The organism is Variovorax boronicumulans, assembly GCF_029892485.1.
Lineage (GTDB): Bacteria > Pseudomonadota > Gammaproteobacteria > Burkholderiales > Burkholderiaceae_C > Variovorax > Variovorax boronicumulans_B.
In genome coordinates, this window is sequence record NZ_JARXVG010000003.1 from 248,340 (window position 1) to 265,030 (window position 16,691).

The following is a 16,691-nucleotide window of genomic DNA, read 5'->3' on the forward strand; positions in this document are numbered from 1 at the left end:
CACCTGCGGTCCTCACCGTACAGAGTACGGCTCCGGTCCTCGGTGCAAGCTCGAACCGCTCGCTACGGTTTCTTCACACCTTCTGAGCGCATCGAAAGCTGTTTTTGAAAGGGGGCCTGTCGGCCCCTTTTCCTTTTCCGACGCTGCCGCGCGCGCTGGCTTAGGATCGCGCCATGTTTGCCGCCGCCATCTTCGACATGGACGGGCTCCTCATCGATTCGGAGCGGCCCATCATGGCCGCGTGGATCGAAGCGGCCCGCACGCTCGACATCGAGCTTTCGCACAGCCAATACCTGCGGGTCGTCGGCCTCGCCACTTCGGAGTCCGAGGTGATCCTCGGCGCGCTGCTCGGCGGGCCGGACGCCTACCGCCATGCGATCGCCCATGTTCGCAAGTGCCTGCAGCTGGAGCGCTCGGACGGCGCGCCGCTCTTTCCCATCAAGCCGGGCGCAGCCGAATTCCTCGCCGCGCTGCGCCAGCGCGGAACACGTTGTGCCGTGGCGTCGTCTTCGACCAGCGGGCAGATCCAGGCCTGCCTCGGCAGCCTCGACGTGCTCCATCACTTCGATGCCTTCGCGGGCGGCGACGAGGTGGCGCGCGCCAAGCCCGATCCAGCGCTCTATCTGCTCGCGGCCTCGCGCCTGGGCGTGGACCCGTCGCAGTGCATCGCGTTCGAGGACAGCGAGAACGGCGCCAAGGCCGCGCTGGCCGCCGGCCTTCGCGTCGTGATCGTGCCGGACCTCAAGCACCCGCCTGCATCGATCATCGAGCGGGCTTTCCATGTGCTGGACTCGCTGCACGACGCGACGGCGCACCTGCCGCGCTGGTTTCCGGGCGAAATGGTGCGGCCATGATCAGAATCGGCACCCTGTGCCACGTCATCGACAGCTGCCTCGCATCGCCGATGACCGAGCGCGCGGTCGGCCGCATCGTGGAAGTGGTCTCGGCGCCCTATGACGCGCCCAGCGAGCGCTACCTGCCCGGCACCTACTACGACGTGCTTTTCGAGGGCTGGACCTTCTACTGCCGCAGCGACAAGCTCGTGCCCATCTCCGATCCCGGCGCGGATGTCGGCAGCTGGGAGGACGAATTCATCGATGTCCCAGCTAGGCCCACTCACAGCACTTCGTCGCGCAACTGCGGGAACACCTTCGACACCTTCGCCAGCAGGTAGTCGCCGTAGCGGCCGCTGAAGGCGTGCACGTTGGCGCGGTCCCAGCGCTCGGCGCTGTCGTCCAGCGCTTCGGCACCCGCGAGGCCTTCGATGCGCTGCACGCGCGCCTCGAAATTCGGATCGAAGAACAGCGGGAACGACAGCCGGTCGCGCCCCGAGGTGTTGCGCTTCACGCGGTGCGGCGTCGACTTGTAGAGCCCGCCGGTCATGCGGTCGAGCATGTCGCCGATGTTGCAGACGAAGGAGCCTGCAATCGGCGGCGCGTCGATCCAGCCGCCCGGCGTGTGCACCGCGAGGCCACCGACGTTGTCCTGGTGCAGGATGGTGAGCAGGCCGTAGTCGGTGTGTTCGCCCACGCCCCATTGCACGTCGAGCCCTTCGGGCACGGGCTGCGAGGGGTAGTTGAACAGGCGGAACAGGATCAGCGGATCGGCGGTGTAGCGCTCGGCGAAATACGTGGCCGGCAGGCCCAGGCTCAGTGCGATGCCTTCCATCAACTGGTGGCCCAGTTGCGTGACAGCCGCCATGTACTCGAGGATGGTTTCGCGGAAGCCCGGCACATCGGGAAAAAGGTTCGGCCCGTGCACCGGCGTCTTCGCCTGCACCAGCGGGTGCGTCGCGGGCAGCTCGGTGCCGAGGTACAGGCCTTCCTTCCAGTCGGGCCGGCCCGAGGTCAGCTCGCCGCCGAGCGGAAAGAAGCCGCGCCATGCGCGCCCGCCGAGGGCCATGCGCCATCGCATCTTGGCTTCTTCGGGCAGCTCGAAGAAACGGTGGCTCAGGTCTTCGAGCCGTTGCACCAGCGCCGCATCCACGCCGTGGCCGGTGACGTAGAAAAAGCCGTGCGCGCGGCAGGCGGCGCCAATCTGCGCGGCCACGTCCTCGCGTCCGGCCGTGCCGGCCACGAGCGGCGCAACGTCGATCAGGGGAAGGGATTGGTCGGTCATGCGTCTCTCGAGAAAGGCGAGCGGATGTCGGACAGGAACTGCTGCGCGCGCGGATGCTGCGGCCGGTTGAAGAAATCGTCGGGCGTTGCGCGCTCGAGCACCTTGCCTTCGTCCATGAAGATCACGCGGTCGGCCACCTCGCGCGCAAAGCCCATCTCGTGCGTCACGCAGACCATGGTCATGCCGTCGCGCGTGAGGTCGCGCATCACCAACAGCACCTCGCCGACCATCTCGGGGTCGAGCGCGCTGGTGGGCTCGTCGAACAGCATCAGCGGCGGCTGCATCGCGAGGGCGCGCGCGATCGCCACGCGCTGCTGCTGGCCGCCCGAGAGTTCGCTCGGCCACGCATCGGCCTTGTTCGCCAGGCCCACGCGTTGCAGCAGCGCCATCGCGCGCTCCTCGGCGTCCTTGCGCGAGAGGCCGCGAAGCTGCATCGGCGCCATCGTGCAGTTCTGCAGCACCGTGAGGTGCGGGAACAGGTTGAATTGCTGGAACACGAAGCCGATGCGCGAGCGGAAGGCGTTCACGTCGGTGCCGGGCGCGTGGATGTCCTGGCCCTCGAAAAGAATGCGGCCCGACTGGATCGGCTCGAGCCGGTTGAAGGTGCGGATCAGCGTCGACTTGCCCGAGCCTGAGGGCCCGCACACCACGACGACCTCGCCCTTGTGGATGGTCTCGTTGATGTCGACCAGGGCCTGGTAGCTGCCGTACCACTTGTTGACGTTCTGCAGTTCGATCATGCGGACACCTTGGGGGCCGAAGCGGAAGTGGAGCCAATGGTGGACATGCCGCGGCGCGCGAACCGTCGCTCCAGCCAGTAGGCGAAGCGCGAGAGGCCGAAGCAAAGAATGAAGTACGTGCCGCCCAATATCAGGTAGATCTGCGCCGGCTTGGTGAACACCTGCGTGTTGATCTGCGTTGCGATGAACGACACCTCCGCCAGGCCGATGATGTAGCCGAGCGAGGTCTCCTTGATGGTAGAGACGAACTGGTTCACCAGAGAAGGCAGCATGCTGCGCAGCGCCTGCGGCAGCACCACCAGGCGCATCGCGCGGAAGTAGCTCAGGCCCAGCGCGCGCGCCGTTTCCATCTGCCCGCGCGGCAGGCCCTGGATGCCGGCGCGCACGATCTCGGCGAGGTAGGCGGCATCGAAGATCACGAGCGCGATCAGCATGGTGGTGAACTGGTCGGTCTTCACGCCCGTCACGCTGGGCAGGAAGAAGTAGGCCCAGAAGATCACCATCAGCAGCGGCAGGCCGCGCACCACGAAGACGAAGCCTGTCACAGGCCAGCGCACCCAGCGCCACGGGCTCACGCGCGCGAGGCCCAGCACGATGCCCAGCGGCAGCGCGAGCACGAGGCCGCAGGACGCAAGCAGCAGCGTGAGCACCAGCCCGCCGAGCGGGCCGTTCGGGTACTGCCCGATGAGGAAGTAGACCCAGTAGTCGTTGATGATCTGGAGCATCGCGTCGCCGTCCTCAGATCGTTCGCACCGGGAAGCGGTGGTGGTACCAGGTCGCGAGGCCCGTGATGGCCAGCGATACCGTCAAGTAGGCTGCGCTCGCGAACGCGAACGACTCGAAGCTGCGGAAGGTCGCACTCTCCACCTGCCCGGCCTGGTACATCAGCTCGGCCACGCCGATCACAGTCGCGATGGAGGTGTTCTTCCAGAGGCTCAGCGTCTGCGAGATCAGTGGCGGCACGGTGATGCGCAGCGCCTGCGGCAGCACCAAGCGGCGCATGGTGTCCAGGAAGCCGAAGCCCAATGCGCGGCCCGCTTCGAACTGCACGGTCGGTATCGCGCGGATGCCGCTTCGGATGTCCTCCGCCATGAAGGCGGCCGTGTACAGCGCGAGCGCGACGATGGCGCTGTAGGCCTCGATGTGGCCCGCGTAGAGCCACTGCTTGATGCCATCGGGCAAGAGCTCGGGCGCGCCGAAATACCAGAAGAGCATGTGCGCAAGCAGCGGGATGTTGCGGATCGATTCCACGTACGCAAAGCCCAGCCAGCGCAGCGGCGCGATCGGCGACAGGCGCAAGAGCGCCACTACCAGCGCGATGGGCAGCGCCAGCACGAGCGAGGCCGCGAGCAGCTGCAGCGAGAGCAGGAGGCCCGCGACGAGCATGTCGTGGTACTTGCCGGTCAGCAGCAAGGAATAGTCGAACAGGGGCATGGGGGGCGACAGTATCACCGTCGCAAGGGGCGGCTTTCCGGTTTGGCTCCCTCCCCTCCCGGGGGAGGGTTGGGGTGGGGGCACGACGGCGTCTGAAAAGACGTGGCGCTTGCTCGAAGGCCGCGAGCCCCCATCCCGGCCTTCCCCCGGAAGGGGAAGGAGAAATGCAAAGGCGGTGTCAGTCGATCTTGTCGCTGTCGAACTTGAAGTCGCGCGTCTCGAAGCCCGAAGCCGTCGTCGGCCCGTACCACTTCACGAAGATCTTCTGCGCCTCGCCCGACTTCTCGAGCTCGCGCAGCGTGTCGTCCACCACGGCCTTCAGGCCGCTCTCGCCCTTCTTGATGCCGATGGCCAGCGCCTCGGTGCTCAGGTTCTGCTTGAGCACCACGTACTGCGCCTTCGCGGGGCCCAGCTTGGCGTAGCTGCGCAGCAGCGCGGCCTCGTCGTCCACGTAGCCCACGCCCTTGCCTTGCTGCAGGGCCTGGAAGGCCTGCTGGCTCGTGTCGAAGGTCACGACCTCGGCGGTGGGCACGGCCTTGCGGATGTTGGGCTCCTGCGTGCCGCCGCGGATGGTCAGCACCTTCTTTCCGCCCAACTGCGGGATGTCGGCGATGCCGCTGTCCTTCTTCACGATGGCCTTCTGGCCGGTCACGAAGGTGGTGAGCGAGAAGTCGATCTGCGCCTCGCGCTCCTTGTTGTGCGTGAGGCCCGCGGCCACCAGGTCCACGTGGCCTTGTTGCAACTCGGGAATTCGTGCGGCCACGGCGATCTGCTTGAGCACCGGCTTCACGCCGATCTTCCTGGCGATGGCGTTCACCAGGTCGACTTCGTAGCCGACGATCTGGCGCGTCTTCGGGTCGACGAAGGTGGCGGGCTCGTCGGTGCCGAGCACGCCGACCACGAGTTCGCCCTTCTTCTTGATGTCGGCAAGCTGGTCCGCGTGGGCGGCGATGCCGGTGAACAGGGCGGAGGCGGCGAGTGCCGCGGCGAGCAGGGTGTGGCGCATGGTTGTTCTTTCTCCGGTTGGAAATCAGGCCTGAACCATATCAATAAAACCTCAGATTATTAAATCGTCGATTGACATATGCATATGGCCCGCATGGGATGCCTGCCAGCCCGGCTGGGTTAAATTGCGTGCTTCCCCGGCATCAATCCAGCGAGGTCTTCATGATCATCAAACCGCGCGTGCGCGGCTTCATCTGCGTCACGACCCATCCCACGGGCTGCGAAGCCAACGTCAGACAGCAGATCGACCACGTGCTGGCCCAGGGCCGGATTGCGCAAGGACCGAAGAAGGTGCTCGTCATCGGCGCATCGACCGGCTACGGCCTGGCCGCGCGCATCACAGCGGCCTTCGGCTGCGGCGCCGACACGCTGGGCGTTTTCTTCGAGCGGCCCGGCAGCGAGACCAAGCCCGCCTCGCCCGGCTGGTACAACACCGCCGCCTTCCATCGCGCTGCGGCGGAAGAAGGCCTCTATGCGAAGAGCATCAACGGCGACGGCTTCTCCGACGACGTGAAGCAGAAGACCATCGACGCGATCCGCGCGGATCTCGGCCAGGTCGATCTCGTCGTCTACAGCCTGGCCGCGCCGCGGCGCACGCATCCGAAGACTGGCCAGGTCTTCAACTCGACGCTCAAGCCCATCGGCAAGGCCGTGACCCTGCGCGGCCTCGACACCGACAACGAGGTCGTCAAGGAAACCGTGCTGGAGCCCGCCACGCAGGAAGAAATCGACAACACCGTCGCCGTGATGGGCGGCGAAGACTGGCAGATGTGGATCGACGCGCTGCAAGAAGCCGGCGTGCTGGCCGATGGCGCCAAGACCACCGCCTTCACCTACTTGGGCGAGCAGATCACGCACGACATCTACTGGAACGGCTCCATCGGCGCAGCCAAGAAGGACCTCGACCAGAAGGTGCTCGGCATTCGCGCCGGGCTGGCGGCGAAGGGCGGCGATGCGCGCGTCTCGGTGCTGAAGGCGGTCGTGACGCAGGCGAGCTCGGCCATTCCGATGATGCCGCTGTACCTCTCGCTCCTCTTCAAGGTGATGAAGGAGAAGGGCACGCACGAAGGCTGCATCGAGCAGGTGCACGGCCTCTTCGCCGAGAGCCTCTACGGCAACACGCCGCACCTGGACGCCGAAGGCCGCCTGCGCGCGGACTACAAGGAGCTGGCCCCGGAGGTGCAGGCGCGCGTGGTCGAACTCTGGCCCCAGGTGACGAGCGAGAACATCCACGAACTCACCGATTTCGCGGGCTACAAGACCGAGTTCCTGCGGCTCTTCGGCTTCGTTGTCGAAGGCGTGGACTACGAGGCCGACGTGAACCCCGATGTGGGAATCCCGAACCTCGTCCAGGCCTAGGAAGCGCACAGAGGGATACTCCCGCCCATGCAGATTCAAGAAAAGCCGCCCGCCGGCACGCCCTTCGAGTGGATCGGCGGCGAGCCGAAGGTGGAGGCGCTGGTCGAGCGCTTCTACGACCTGATGGAGCTCGAGCCCGCCTACGCGCAACTGCGCGCGGTGCACGGCACCAGCCTCGACAACGCACGCCAGCGCCTCTTCTGGTTCCTGTGCGGCTGGCTCGGCGGCCCGCAGCACTACACCGACCGCTTCGGCCATCCGATGCTGCGCGCGCGGCATTTGCCGCAGAGCATCGGCGGCCACAGCATCGGCATCAAGGAGCGCGACCAGTGGCTGGCCTGCATGGACCAGGCGATGGGCGAGACCGGTGTGCCCGATGACTTGCGCGCAAGGCTGCGCACGTCCTTCTTCCAGACAGCAGACTGGATGCGAAACCGCGGCGAATAGCGGCGAATAAAAACAGACACCGACTCCCGAAAGACTTTCCCTCATGAATTCCATCGTCATCATCGGCGGCGGCCACGCCGCGGCCCAGCTTTGCGCGAGCCTTGCCGAAGCCGGACAGGGCGCGCGCGTGCACCTGGTCTGCGAAGAGGCCTGCGAGCCGTACCACCGTCCGCCGCTGTCGAAGGCCTTTCTCAAGAGCGCCGAAGAAACCACGCAGCCGCACAAGGCCGCCGACTGGTACCGCGAAGCGGGCATCACGCTGCACCTGGGCGATGCGGCCGTGGCCATCGACCGCGAGGCGCACACCGTCACGCTGCGTTCGGGCGCGGTGCTGCCGTGGGAAAAGCTGGTGCTGGCCACGGGCACGCGTGCACGGCAGATGCCCGGGCTCCAGCAAGGGCTGGAGAACGTCGCGAGCCTGCGTGCCGCCGAAGAAGCGCATCGCCTGCGCGAGCGGCTTGCGGGTGCGCAGCATGTCACCGTGCTCGGCGGCGGCTTCATCGGCCTCGAAGTGGCGGCCACCGCGAAGGCGCTCGGCAAGAGCGTGCAGGTGATCGAAAGCGCGCCGCGCCTCCTGGGCCGCGCCGTGTCGCCCGAGCTGTCGGCGCATGTGCTCGCTACGCACCGCGCCGCCGGCATCGACATCGTGCTCGGCGCGCAGACCGGTGCATTCGAGGTCGAGGGCGACCGGCTCGCATCGATCCAGGTCAACGGCGTGAAGCAGCCGGTGGACCTGCTGCTGCTGGGCATCGGTGCCGTGCCCGAGACCGCACTCGCGCAGGCCGCGGGCATCGAGTGCGCCGACGGCATCGTGGTCGACGGCCACATGCAGACCAACGCAGCCGACGTGCTCGCCGTGGGCGACTGCACGCGCTTCCCCGATCGCCGCGCGGGCCGCGCACTGCGGCTCGAATCGGTGCAGAACGCGAACGACCAGGCACGCACCGCAGTCGCCACGCTGACCGGCGCCGCGCGCACGCACGATGCGGTCGCTTGGTTCTGGTCCGACCAGGGCAGCATGCGCCTGCAGATGGTGGGCCTGATGCCTGCCGAAGGCACGCCAGATTTGACGAGCGTGCGCCGCCCCGGTCCCAAGCCCGAGGCGTTCTCGCTGTTCCACTACGTCGACGGGCAGCTCGCGTGCGTCGAATCGGTCAACGCGCCGGTCGATCACATGATGAGCCGCAAGCTGCTCGAAGCTGGCCGCAGCCCCGACCCGGTGGCGATCGCGGATGCGTCAATACCACTAAAGAATCACCTGTCGTAGCCGCGCTGCATGACGGGCGCGATTCACCAGCCTGTCATTCGCCTTTCGGAGACTGCGTCTTCCTAATCCGAGGGAGACGATCGATGAAGAATTCAGCGGCTGCGGCGCTCTGGCGCCTTGCCCCCATGTCCACCTGTGCCGCCGTGGTTGCCACCTTGCTGACTGCCTGCGGCGGCGGAAGCGGTGGCGGTACGGTGTTCCCGCCCATCGTGCCGGCGCCTTCTCCCGCACCGGCGCCAGCGCCGGTGGCCAAGGACACGCGCACCACGGTCGCCCTGCTGGAGACCACCGACCTGCACTTCAACGTGCTCAGCTTCGACTACTTCAAGCTGGCCGAAGACAAGTCGTACGGCTACGAGCGCGCCGCCACGCTCATCAAGGCCGCGCGCAAGGACTACGCGAACACGATGCTGTTCGATGCCGGCGACACCATCCAGGGCACGGCGCTCGCCGACTACGAGGCGCTGATCAACCGCATTCCGTGCACGCAGCCGCTGTCGATGTACAAGGCCATGAACGCCGGCGGTTTCGATGCCGGCACGCTGGGCAACCACGAGTTCAACTACGGCCTGGAGTTTCTGAACCAGGCCATCGGCGGCGGGCTCGATGTCGACGGTGTCGATACGGCCAAGAAATGCGTCGGCCCGAACTTCCCGCTGGTGCTGGCCAACGTGCAGAGCGTGAAGACCGGCAAGCCGCTGCTCGCGCCTTACGTGATCCTCGAGCGGCAATTCACCGCGACCGGCCCTGACGGCAAGAGCGTCACGGTGCCGATCAAGGTCGGCGTGATCGGCTTCACCACGCCCGGCATCATGAACTGGGACAAGCGCTACCTCGAAGGCAAGCTGCGCGTCGATGGCACGGTGGAAACCGCCAACAAGTACGTCCCCGAGCTGCGCGCCAAGGGCGCCGACATCGTGGTCGCGCTGCAGCACGGCGGGCTCGACGCCTCGCCGTATTCGCCCACCATGGAGAACTCGGCGCTGTACCTGTCGAAGGTGCCCGGCATCGATGCGCTGATGATGGGCCACCAGCACGGCACCTTCCCCGACCGTGTCTCGGCCAAGCCCGGCTTCACGCAGGCCGGCGTGGACAACGCGGCCGGCACCGTCAACGGCGTGCCTGCGGTGATGGCGTCGTCGTGGGGCAAGTCGCTCGGCCTCATCAAGCTCGAGCTGGTGTACGACGGCAAGGCCTGGAGCGTGGACAAGAGCAAGACGCTGGTGGAGGCGCGCTCCACGCAGACCGGCAAGGACGCTGCCAACAAGGCCGTGTACGTCGATGCCGACCCGAGCGTCGCGCCGCTCATCGACACGCAGCACCAGGCTGCGATCAGCTACGTGAAGACGCCCATCGGCACCACCGACTTCCGCATGAACACCTTCTTCGCCGACGTGGGGGACCCCGGCGCGATCCAGATCGTGAACCAGGCGCAGGCCGACTACGTGAAAAGCTACATCGACGGCAACCTGCCGCAATACAAGAGCCTGCCGGTGCTGTCGGTGAGCGCGCCGTTCAAGTCGGGCTTCGAGGGCGGGCGCGACTACACCGACGTGGCCGTGGGCAACCTCGCGATCTTCAGTGCGGCCGACCTTTATCTGTACCCGAACACGGTGTATGCGGTGAAGGTCACGGGCGCGGAGATCAAGGGCTGGCTGGAGGCCGCGGCCAAGCGCTTCAACAGGATCGACCCGGCGTCGACGGCGGACCAGCAGCTCATCAGCAGCTTCCCCGGCTACAACTTCGACATGTTCACCACGCCGGATGTGCAGTACGAGATCGACGTGACGCAGGCCGTGGGCAGCCGCATCAAGAACCTCACGTACCTGGGCGCGGCCATCGACCCGGCCAAGGAGTTCGTGATCGCGACCAACAACTACCGCGCCACGAGCGGCGGGAGCTTCATCCCGGCGCTGGACGGCCGCGCGACGATCTACGCGTCGCCGGACGCGAACCGCGATGTGCTGATCGAATACATCAAGGCGAAGAAGACCATCACCCGCGCGGCCAACGGCGCGGCGCGCAGCTGGCGCTTCACCAAGGTGACGACGGCGGGCAACGTGGTGTTCACGTCGGGGCAGGGGCAATTGAGCGCGGCGACGGATGCGGGGGTGACGAACGTGTCGCTGCTGACTGCGGACGATGGCAGCGGCAAGGGCCGCTCGGTCTACAAGCTGGACCTGGGCAAGTAGTGTGTTTCTCCCTCCCCCTCTGGGGGAGGGCAGGGGTGGGGGCACGACGGCCTCACCTTCAGCGGCGGCGCCTGTTCGAAGGCCTGCCCCCATCCCAACCTTCCCCCGAAAGGGGAAGGAGCAAGTCAGCGCCGCACGGGCGCCAGCAGCACGACAAGCGCCCCGGCCCCACCCTCCGCCGGCTTCGCCTGCACGAACGCAATCACCTCGTTCTTCTGGATCAGCCAGCGCTGCGTCTTGGTCTTGAGCACCGGCTGCTTGCCGGGCGACCCCAGCCCCTTGCCGTGCACCACGCGCACGCAGCGCAGCCCCTGCTTGTGCGAGGCGCGGATGAAGCCGCCGAGCGCCTCGCGCGCCTCGTCGCTGCGCAGGCCGTGCAGGTCGACCTGCGCCTGGATCGACCAGTCGCCCTTGCGCAGCCGCGCCGTCACGTCGGTGCCGATGCCGGGGCGGCGGAAGCTCATCGCATCATCGACGTCCAGCAGCGTGGTCACGTCGAACTCGTCGGAGAGCGATTCGCGCAGCACGCGCTGCTCGTCGAGCTGGTGCTGCACCGGAATCGGCGCAGGCGGCTCGGGGGCGAGCGGCACTGCGGCCTTGCGGCGCAGCGGCTCGGTGGCGCCGATGGCGCGCGCGAACAGGTCTTTCTCGGCCGCGCGCTTGCGCTCGGCGGCGGCCCTCGCGGCGGCCTCGGCCGCTTCGCGCTCGCGCGTCTCGGCCAGCACGCGCTGCACCTGCTTGAGGTCGGCGAGGTTCTTCAGCGTTTTGGGCGCGGAAGAAGAAGATGGAGGGGAGGGGCGCGAGGCCATCAGAGCAATCCTTTTTCGGCCATCGAGAAGCTCTGGCCCGGGCTCACGATGACATGGTCGATCACGCGAACGTCCACCAGCGAGAGCGCAGCCCTGAGCGTTTGCGTGAGCGATTCGTCGGCGCGCGAGGGTTCGATGCTGCCGCTCGGGTGGTTGTGCGCCAGCACCACGGCCGCGGCCTGGTGGTGCAGAGCGCGCATGACGATTTCGCGCGGGTAGACACTCGCCTGCGTGAGCGTGCCGCGAAACAGCTCCTCCAGCACGATCAGCCGGTGCTGCACGTCGAGGAACAGCACCGCGAACACCTCGTGCGGCCGCGAGCCGATGTGCAGCTGCACGTACTGCTTGACGGCATCGGGCGAGTCGAACACCGTGCGCTCCTTGAGTTGCTCGGCCATGGCGCGTCGTGCGAGCTCGAGCACCGCGATGAGCTCAGCGCGCTTGGCGTCACCGCCCATGCCCTTGACCAGCTTCAGTTCTTCGGGGCCGGTGTGCAGCAGCCCCGAGAGGCCGCCGAAGCGCTCGAGCAGTTCCTGCGCCATCTGCAGCACGTTCTTGCCCGGCACGCCGGTGCGCAGCAGCAGCGCGAGCAGTTCGGCGTCGGCCAATGCGGCAGCGCCCCGCGCGATGAGTTTTTCGCGCGGGCGGGCGTTGGCGGGGAGATCCTTGAAAGCCATCGGAACCTGGGGGAAATCTTGGGAAACCTTGGATGGAACGGGTGGAAGCCCCCCGTCCTTAAAATGCAGTCCAGTTTATCGGGACACCCACCTTGTCTTTGCCTACCTCCGCTGCTCTCATGTCCCACGTCGTGACTTCCGGCTCCTTCCTGACCCTGCACTACCGGCTCGCCGGCCCGGCGGGCGACATCATCAACACCTTCGCCGACAAGCCCGCGACCCTGTCGCTGGGCACCGGCGAACTTTCGCCCGCCATGGAACAGCGCCTGCTGGGCCTGGAAGAGGGCACGCACGCCACCTTCGAGCTGCCCGCCGGCGAGGCCTTCGGCGAGCGCAATTCCGAGATGAAGCAATGGGTGGCCAGGAAGCTGCTCGCGCAGATGGGCGACCCCGACGAGAAGTACGCGGTCGGCGACGTGGTGCAGTTCCCCACGCCCGACGGCACGGGCAGCTACGCGGGCGCGGTGATCGAATCGAGCGAGACCGCGGTGCGCTTCGACTTCAATCACCCGTTGGCTGGCCAACCCGTGACCTTCGAAGTGAAGCTGATCGGAGTGCTATGAATCCGAACATCGAGGAAGTCCTCCTCGCCGAGCCGCGCGGCTTTTGCGCGGGCGTGGACCGCGCCATCGAGATCGTCGAGCGTGCCCTCGCCAAGTTCGGCGCGCCGATCTATGTGCGCCACGAGATCGTGCACAACACCTACGTGGTGAACGAGCTCAAGGCCAAGGGCGCGATCTTCATCGAGGAACTGTCCGACGTACCGCCCGGCGCGACGCTCGTGTTCAGCGCGCACGGCGTGAGCAAGGCGGTGGAGCAGGAGGCGCGCGACCGCGGCTTCGAGATCTTCGACGCCACCTGCCCGCTGGTGACCAAGGTGCACGTCGAGGTCGCCAAGCTCGCGAAGGAAGGCTACGAGTTCATCATGATCGGCCACAAGGGACACCCCGAGGTCGAAGGCACGATGGGGCAGCTCTCCAGCGGCATCCATCTCGTGGAAGACGTGGCCGACGTGGCGACGGTTTCGCCCTTGCAGACCGAGAAGCTCGCGGTCGTCACGCAGACCACGCTCAGTGTGGACGACGCCGCCGAGATCGCCGCCGCCGTGCGCGCGCGCTTCCCCAGGGTGCGCGAGCCCAAGCAGCAGGACATCTGCTACGCCACCCAGAACCGCCAGGACGCGGTGAAGATCATGAGCCCGCAGGTCGACCTCGTGATCGTGGTCGGCAGCCCCACCAGCTCCAACAGCAACCGGCTGCGCGAACTGGCGCAGCGCCTGGGCACCGAGAGCTACATGGTCGATTCGGCCGACGAGCTCAAGGCCGAGTGGTTCGAGGGCAAGGGCCGCGTCGGCCTCACGGCCGGTGCTTCGGCGCCCGAGGTGCTGGTGCGCGAGGTGATCGATCGCGTGCGCGCCTTCGGCGCGGTGTCGGTCCGCAAGATGGACGGCATCGAGGAAACCATCAAGTTTCCGCTCCCCAAGGGCCTCAAGCTCGACGACATTCCGCCTCCAGGACACATCTCTTGAACAAGCAAACGACAAATTGGCGCTCTGAAATAGAAAGCGCCTCCCGCAGGCTGCGCGAACGCGCCGGCGGTTTCCTTCGCGAGACGCCGCTCTGGAAGCTGCCCGCATCCGCCTTCGGCCTGGCACTGCCCGGCGTGGAGGTCTGGCTCAAGCTCGAACACATGCAGGTCAGCGGCAGCTTCAAGGCCCGCGGCATGATGAACCGGCTGCTGGCCAACGACATTCCCGAAAGCGGCGTGGTCGTGGCCTCCGGCGGCAATGCCGGCATCGCGACCGCAGCCGCTGCCAAGGCGCTGGGCGTGCGCTGCCAGGTGTTCCTGCCCGGTGTCTCGCCCGAAGCCAAGCGCGCGCGCCTGCGTGCGCTGGGTGCCGAAGTCGTCGTGGTCGGCGAGCTGTACCCCGATGCGCTGGCCGCCTGCCTCACGCGCCAGAAGGAAACCGGCGCCTTGCTGACCCATGCCTACGACCAGCCTGAAGTCGTGGCCGGCGCGGGCACGCTGGGGCACGAGATCGAAGTGCAGGGCGGCCTGCCCGACTCGGTGCTGGTGAGCGTCGGCGGCGGTGGGCTGATCGGCGGCCTCGCCGGCTGGTTCGAAAAGCGCGCCCGCGTGGTGGCGCTCGAGCCCGAGAAAGCTCCGACGCTGTTCCGCGCCCGCGAGGCTGGCGAGCCGGTCGATGTCGATGTCGGCGGCATTGCGGCCGATTCGCTCGGTGCGCGCCGCATCGGTGCCATCTCGTGGGAGATCACGCAGCAGCAGGTTGAAGACGCGTTGCTGCTGTCCGACGAATCCATCCGCGCCGCCCAGCAGTGGCTGTGGAAGGAAATGAAGCTCGCCGTGGAGCCGGCCGCCGCACTGCCGCTCGCTGCGCTGCAGACCGGCGCCTACCTCCCGCGCGAGGGCGAGAAGGTGTGCCTGATCGTCTGCGGGGCGAACGTCGATCCGGCCACCGTCGCCTGACGGACGCGGGGCCGGGCGGGCAAGGGGGAGGGCGCGTGCGTCGCGCCACCTAAAATCCCCCTCATGCTCGACATCACCCTGCTCCGCAAAGACCTGGCCTCCGCTGTGGCCGGCCTCGAAAAACGCAAGAAGAACCAGCCCTACCTCGACGTGTCGGCGTTCACCGCGCTCGAAGCCGAGCGCAAGACCGTCCAGACCCGCTCCGAGGAAATCCAGGCACGCCGCAACGCCCTGAACAAGCAGATCGGCCCGCTCAAGGCCAAGGGCGAATCGACCGATGCGCTGATGGCCGAAGTCAACGCGCTCAAGGCCGAACAGGAATCGCAGTCCAGGCGCCTCGAAGAGATCCAGCCCGAGCTGCAGGCCCTGCTGCTCGCGGTGCCCAATCTGCCGCACGCCAGCGTGCCGGTCGGCGAAGACGAAACCGGCAACGTCGAAATGCGCCGCTGGAGCCCGCAAGGCGGCGCGGGTGCAGATGCCACGCCGCTGGCCTTTGCCGCGAAGGACCATGTGGACCTCGGCGCCCCGCTGGGGCTCGATTTCGAGATGGGCGCCAAGCTCGCCGGCTCGCGCTTCACCGTGATGAAGGGGCCGATCGCCCGCCTGCACCGCGCGCTCGCGCAGTTCATGCTCGACATCCAGACCGAGAAGCACGGCTACACCGAGTGCTATGTGCCCTACATCGTCAATGCCGCCACCTTGAGCGGCACCGGCCAGTTGCCCAAGTTCGAAGGCGACCTCTTCGCCGCGAAGAAGGGTGGCCAGGACGGCGAACCCGCGCCCGACCATTCGGCGCTGTACCTCATCCCGACCAGCGAAGTGCCGCTGACCAACTTCGTGCGCGACGAGGTGGTGGCCGAGGCGCAACTGCCGATCAAGCTCACGGCCCACACGCCGTGCTTCCGCTCCGAAGCCGGCAGCGCCGGGCGCGACACGCGCGGCATGATCCGCCAGCACCAGTTCGACAAGGTCGAGATGGTGCAGATCGTCCACCCCGACACCAGCTACGACGCACTCGAGCAAATGACCGGCCATGCCGAAGCCGTGCTGCAGGTGCTGGAACTGCCGTACCGCGTGGTGCTGCTGTGCACCGGCGACATGGGCTTCGGCGCCACCAAGACCTACGACCTGGAGGTCTGGCTGCCGGCCCAGAACACCTACCGCGAGATCAGCTCGGTCTCGAACTGCGAAGCCTTCCAGGCGCGCCGCCTGCAGGCCCGTTTCAAGAACGCCCAGGGCAAGAACGAACTCGTGCACACGCTCAACGGCTCGGGTCTGGCGGTGGGGCGCGCGCTGGTGGCGGTGCTCGAGAACCACCAAAACGAAGACGGTTCGATCAACGTGCCGGCCGCACTGCGGCCTTATCTCGGCGGCCTGGATTTGTTGCGCGGTTGAGGGCTGGGGCTTCAAAAGCCCTGTTTTTCCAGCTATAATCGCAGGCTCGACAGCACCGGAGAGGTGGCAGAGTGGTCGAATGTACCTGACTCGAAATCAGGCGTACTAGCGATAGTACCGAGGGTTCGAATCCCTCCCTCTCCTCCAAACACGCTTCTGAGCCGTGAATTGATAAAAGCCATTTGGCTTTCAATTTTCTGCCGGCAAAGCCAATACCAAAAGCCGCAATGATTTTTCATTGCGGCTTTTTGTTTTTCAATTCGGCTTATCCGTTGCAAGGCTAACGTTTGACCGGATTCGTTGTTCCCGGGGACGTCTTCTTTGCAAAACGCGGCGGGTGGGCCTCTCTTTTCGCCCGCGCAGCTTCTATCTCTCGTTCGGAATGAAGCTGGTGCTTGCCGCAGTTATCGCAGCGATAAAGGCGCAGCCACGGCAGCATTCGCATCCACGGCCGCCGGTGCATGCGCTTCAAGTGTTCAATGCCACAGGGGCAGGCGGAAAAAAGGTTGTGCATAGAGGGCAATGTGCATATTCGTTGGCCCCCTTGCCAAGCTCTACGGCTTATAGGCGAATGTGTTGCTATGCACCATTCTTGCTCCCTTTTTTGACCGCAGCACTACCATGTTCCCGGTATTTGTAATCCCTGTATTTGCAAGTAACCTGCCGGCCATCAGGATCCTGAAGATCGCCTGATTTCAAGAGGGATTCAAAGCGCGCATTGCAGGGTTTCGACCTGAAATCGGCCGTCAAAAAAAGGCGTG

Annotated in this window: 17 protein-coding genes and 1 tRNA gene; 11 read left to right on the plus strand and 7 right to left on the minus strand. The window is 66.4% G+C overall.

Annotated features, from left to right (window positions below):
- Window positions 1-173 precede the first annotated feature (173 nt).
- Window positions 174-854, plus strand: coding sequence for an HAD family hydrolase (locus M2282_RS09090; RefSeq protein ID WP_280808447.1), 681 nt, complete (start codon window positions 174-176; stop codon window positions 852-854).
- Complete coding sequence (locus tag M2282_RS09095) at window positions 851-1,174, plus strand: hypothetical protein (protein ID WP_280808448.1); 324 nt, start codon at window positions 851-853, stop codon at window positions 1,172-1,174. The genes M2282_RS09090 and M2282_RS09095 overlap by 4 nt, the downstream gene beginning before the upstream one ends.
- On the opposite strand, the gene M2282_RS09100 is transcribed toward M2282_RS09095, so the two are convergent.
- The 5 genes from M2282_RS09100 to M2282_RS09120 form a co-directional block, all read right to left on the minus strand.
- A complete protein-coding gene (locus M2282_RS09100; protein WP_280808449.1) occupies window positions 1,117-2,118 on the minus strand; it encodes an isopenicillin N synthase family dioxygenase in 1,002 nt (333 codons plus the stop codon). The genes M2282_RS09095 and M2282_RS09100 overlap by 58 nt on opposite strands.
- On the minus strand, window positions 2,115-2,858 hold the full coding sequence (locus M2282_RS09105; RefSeq protein ID WP_280808450.1) for an amino acid ABC transporter ATP-binding protein: 744 nt from the start codon (window positions 2,856-2,858) through the stop codon (window positions 2,115-2,117). Before M2282_RS09105 ends, M2282_RS09100 begins: the two co-directional genes overlap by 4 nt.
- Window positions 2,855-3,583 (minus strand): amino acid ABC transporter permease, encoded by a 729-nt coding sequence (locus M2282_RS09110; RefSeq protein WP_280808451.1) that lies wholly within the window; start codon window positions 3,581-3,583, stop codon window positions 2,855-2,857. The genes M2282_RS09105 and M2282_RS09110 overlap by 4 nt, the downstream gene beginning before the upstream one ends.
- Before the next feature lie 13 nt (window positions 3,584-3,596).
- A complete protein-coding gene (locus M2282_RS09115) occupies window positions 3,597-4,292 on the minus strand; it encodes an amino acid ABC transporter permease (protein WP_280808452.1) in 696 nt (231 codons plus the stop codon).
- Between the two features lie 178 nt (window positions 4,293-4,470).
- Window positions 4,471-5,298, minus strand: coding sequence for an ABC transporter substrate-binding protein (locus M2282_RS09120; protein ID WP_280808453.1), 828 nt, complete (start codon window positions 5,296-5,298; stop codon window positions 4,471-4,473).
- Window positions 5,299-5,459: 161 nt separating this feature from the next.
- On the opposite strand from M2282_RS09120, the gene fabV reads away from it, so the two are divergent.
- From fabV to M2282_RS09140, 4 genes are all read left to right on the plus strand, one after another.
- Window positions 5,460-6,656 (plus strand): enoyl-ACP reductase FabV, encoded by a 1,197-nt coding sequence (gene fabV / locus M2282_RS09125; protein WP_280808454.1) that lies wholly within the window; start codon window positions 5,460-5,462, stop codon window positions 6,654-6,656.
- Between the two features lie 27 nt (window positions 6,657-6,683).
- Window positions 6,684-7,103 (plus strand): group II truncated hemoglobin, encoded by a 420-nt coding sequence (locus M2282_RS09130; RefSeq protein WP_280808455.1) that lies wholly within the window; start codon window positions 6,684-6,686, stop codon window positions 7,101-7,103.
- Window positions 7,104-7,146: 43 nt separating this feature from the next.
- Window positions 7,147-8,370 carry an NAD(P)/FAD-dependent oxidoreductase gene (locus tag M2282_RS09135; RefSeq protein ID WP_280808456.1) on the plus strand — a complete coding sequence of 408 codons (1,224 nt, stop codon included), beginning with the start codon at window positions 7,147-7,149 and terminating at the stop codon, window positions 8,368-8,370.
- Window positions 8,371-8,453: 83 nt separating this feature from the next.
- Complete coding sequence (locus tag M2282_RS09140; protein ID WP_280808457.1) at window positions 8,454-10,562, plus strand: bifunctional 2',3'-cyclic-nucleotide 2'-phosphodiesterase/3'-nucleotidase; 2,109 nt, start codon at window positions 8,454-8,456, stop codon at window positions 10,560-10,562.
- A 125-nt stretch (window positions 10,563-10,687) separates the two neighbouring features.
- Here the strand turns inward: M2282_RS09140 and M2282_RS09145 are convergent, their stop codons facing one another.
- Together M2282_RS09145 and radC are read right to left on the minus strand one after the other, a co-directional pair.
- Window positions 10,688-11,371 carry a Smr/MutS family protein gene (locus M2282_RS09145; protein ID WP_280808458.1) on the minus strand — a complete coding sequence of 228 codons (684 nt, stop codon included), beginning with the start codon at window positions 11,369-11,371 and terminating at the stop codon, window positions 10,688-10,690.
- Entirely contained in the window at window positions 11,371-12,048 is a 678-nt protein-coding gene (radC, locus tag M2282_RS09150) for a RadC family protein (RefSeq protein ID WP_280808459.1), read from the minus strand. The genes M2282_RS09145 and radC overlap by 1 nt, the downstream gene beginning before the upstream one ends.
- A 119-nt stretch (window positions 12,049-12,167) precedes the next feature.
- Between radC and M2282_RS09155 the strand changes: the two genes are divergently transcribed.
- From M2282_RS09155 to M2282_RS09175, 5 genes are all read left to right on the plus strand, one after another.
- Window positions 12,168-12,611 carry an FKBP-type peptidyl-prolyl cis-trans isomerase gene (locus M2282_RS09155; RefSeq protein ID WP_280808460.1) on the plus strand — a complete coding sequence of 148 codons (444 nt, stop codon included), beginning with the start codon at window positions 12,168-12,170 and terminating at the stop codon, window positions 12,609-12,611.
- Window positions 12,608-13,576 carry a 4-hydroxy-3-methylbut-2-enyl diphosphate reductase gene (gene ispH, locus M2282_RS09160; protein WP_280808461.1) on the plus strand — a complete coding sequence of 323 codons (969 nt, stop codon included), beginning with the start codon at window positions 12,608-12,610 and terminating at the stop codon, window positions 13,574-13,576. The genes M2282_RS09155 and ispH overlap by 4 nt, the downstream gene beginning before the upstream one ends.
- Window positions 13,573-14,535 carry a threonine/serine dehydratase gene (locus M2282_RS09165; protein ID WP_280808462.1) on the plus strand — a complete coding sequence of 321 codons (963 nt, stop codon included), beginning with the start codon at window positions 13,573-13,575 and terminating at the stop codon, window positions 14,533-14,535. The genes ispH and M2282_RS09165 overlap by 4 nt, the downstream gene beginning before the upstream one ends.
- A 63-nt stretch (window positions 14,536-14,598) precedes the next feature.
- A complete protein-coding gene (gene serS / locus M2282_RS09170) occupies window positions 14,599-15,930 on the plus strand; it encodes a serine--tRNA ligase (protein WP_280808463.1) in 1,332 nt (443 codons plus the stop codon).
- A 57-nt stretch (window positions 15,931-15,987) separates the two neighbouring features.
- Window positions 15,988-16,077: transfer RNA gene (locus tag M2282_RS09175), tRNA-Ser, on the plus strand.
- Window positions 16,078-16,691 lie beyond the last annotated feature (614 nt).

Coding starts and splice junctions, on each gene's coding strand:
- M2282_RS09140 (WP_280808457.1), top strand. CDS start 8,454: ATGAAGAATTCAGCGGCTGCGGCGCTCTGGCGCCTTGCCCCCATGTCC.
- M2282_RS09135 (WP_280808456.1), top strand. CDS start 7,147: ATGAATTCCATCGTCATCATCGGCGGCGGCCACGCCGCGGCCCAGCTT.
- M2282_RS09105 (WP_280808450.1), bottom strand. CDS start 2,858: ATGATCGAACTGCAGAACGTCAACAAGTGGTACGGCAGCTACCAGGCC.
- radC (WP_280808459.1), bottom strand. CDS start 12,048: ATGGCTTTCAAGGATCTCCCCGCCAACGCCCGCCCGCGCGAAAAACTC.
- M2282_RS09145 (WP_280808458.1), bottom strand. CDS start 11,371: ATGGCCTCGCGCCCCTCCCCTCCATCTTCTTCTTCCGCGCCCAAAACG.
- M2282_RS09130 (WP_280808455.1), top strand. CDS start 6,684: ATGCAGATTCAAGAAAAGCCGCCCGCCGGCACGCCCTTCGAGTGGATC.
- M2282_RS09155 (WP_280808460.1), top strand. CDS start 12,168: ATGTCCCACGTCGTGACTTCCGGCTCCTTCCTGACCCTGCACTACCGG.
- M2282_RS09090 (WP_280808447.1), top strand. CDS start 174: ATGTTTGCCGCCGCCATCTTCGACATGGACGGGCTCCTCATCGATTCG.
- M2282_RS09120 (WP_280808453.1), bottom strand. CDS start 5,298: ATGCGCCACACCCTGCTCGCCGCGGCACTCGCCGCCTCCGCCCTGTTC.
- serS (WP_280808463.1), top strand. CDS start 14,599: ATGCTCGACATCACCCTGCTCCGCAAAGACCTGGCCTCCGCTGTGGCC.
- M2282_RS09110 (WP_280808451.1), bottom strand. CDS start 3,583: ATGCTCCAGATCATCAACGACTACTGGGTCTACTTCCTCATCGGGCAG.
- M2282_RS09100 (WP_280808449.1), bottom strand. CDS start 2,118: ATGACCGACCAATCCCTTCCCCTGATCGACGTTGCGCCGCTCGTGGCC.
- fabV (WP_280808454.1), top strand. CDS start 5,460: ATGATCATCAAACCGCGCGTGCGCGGCTTCATCTGCGTCACGACCCAT.
- ispH (WP_280808461.1), top strand. CDS start 12,608: ATGAATCCGAACATCGAGGAAGTCCTCCTCGCCGAGCCGCGCGGCTTT.
- M2282_RS09095 (WP_280808448.1), top strand. CDS start 851: ATGATCAGAATCGGCACCCTGTGCCACGTCATCGACAGCTGCCTCGCA.
- M2282_RS09115 (WP_280808452.1), bottom strand. CDS start 4,292: ATGCCCCTGTTCGACTATTCCTTGCTGCTGACCGGCAAGTACCACGAC.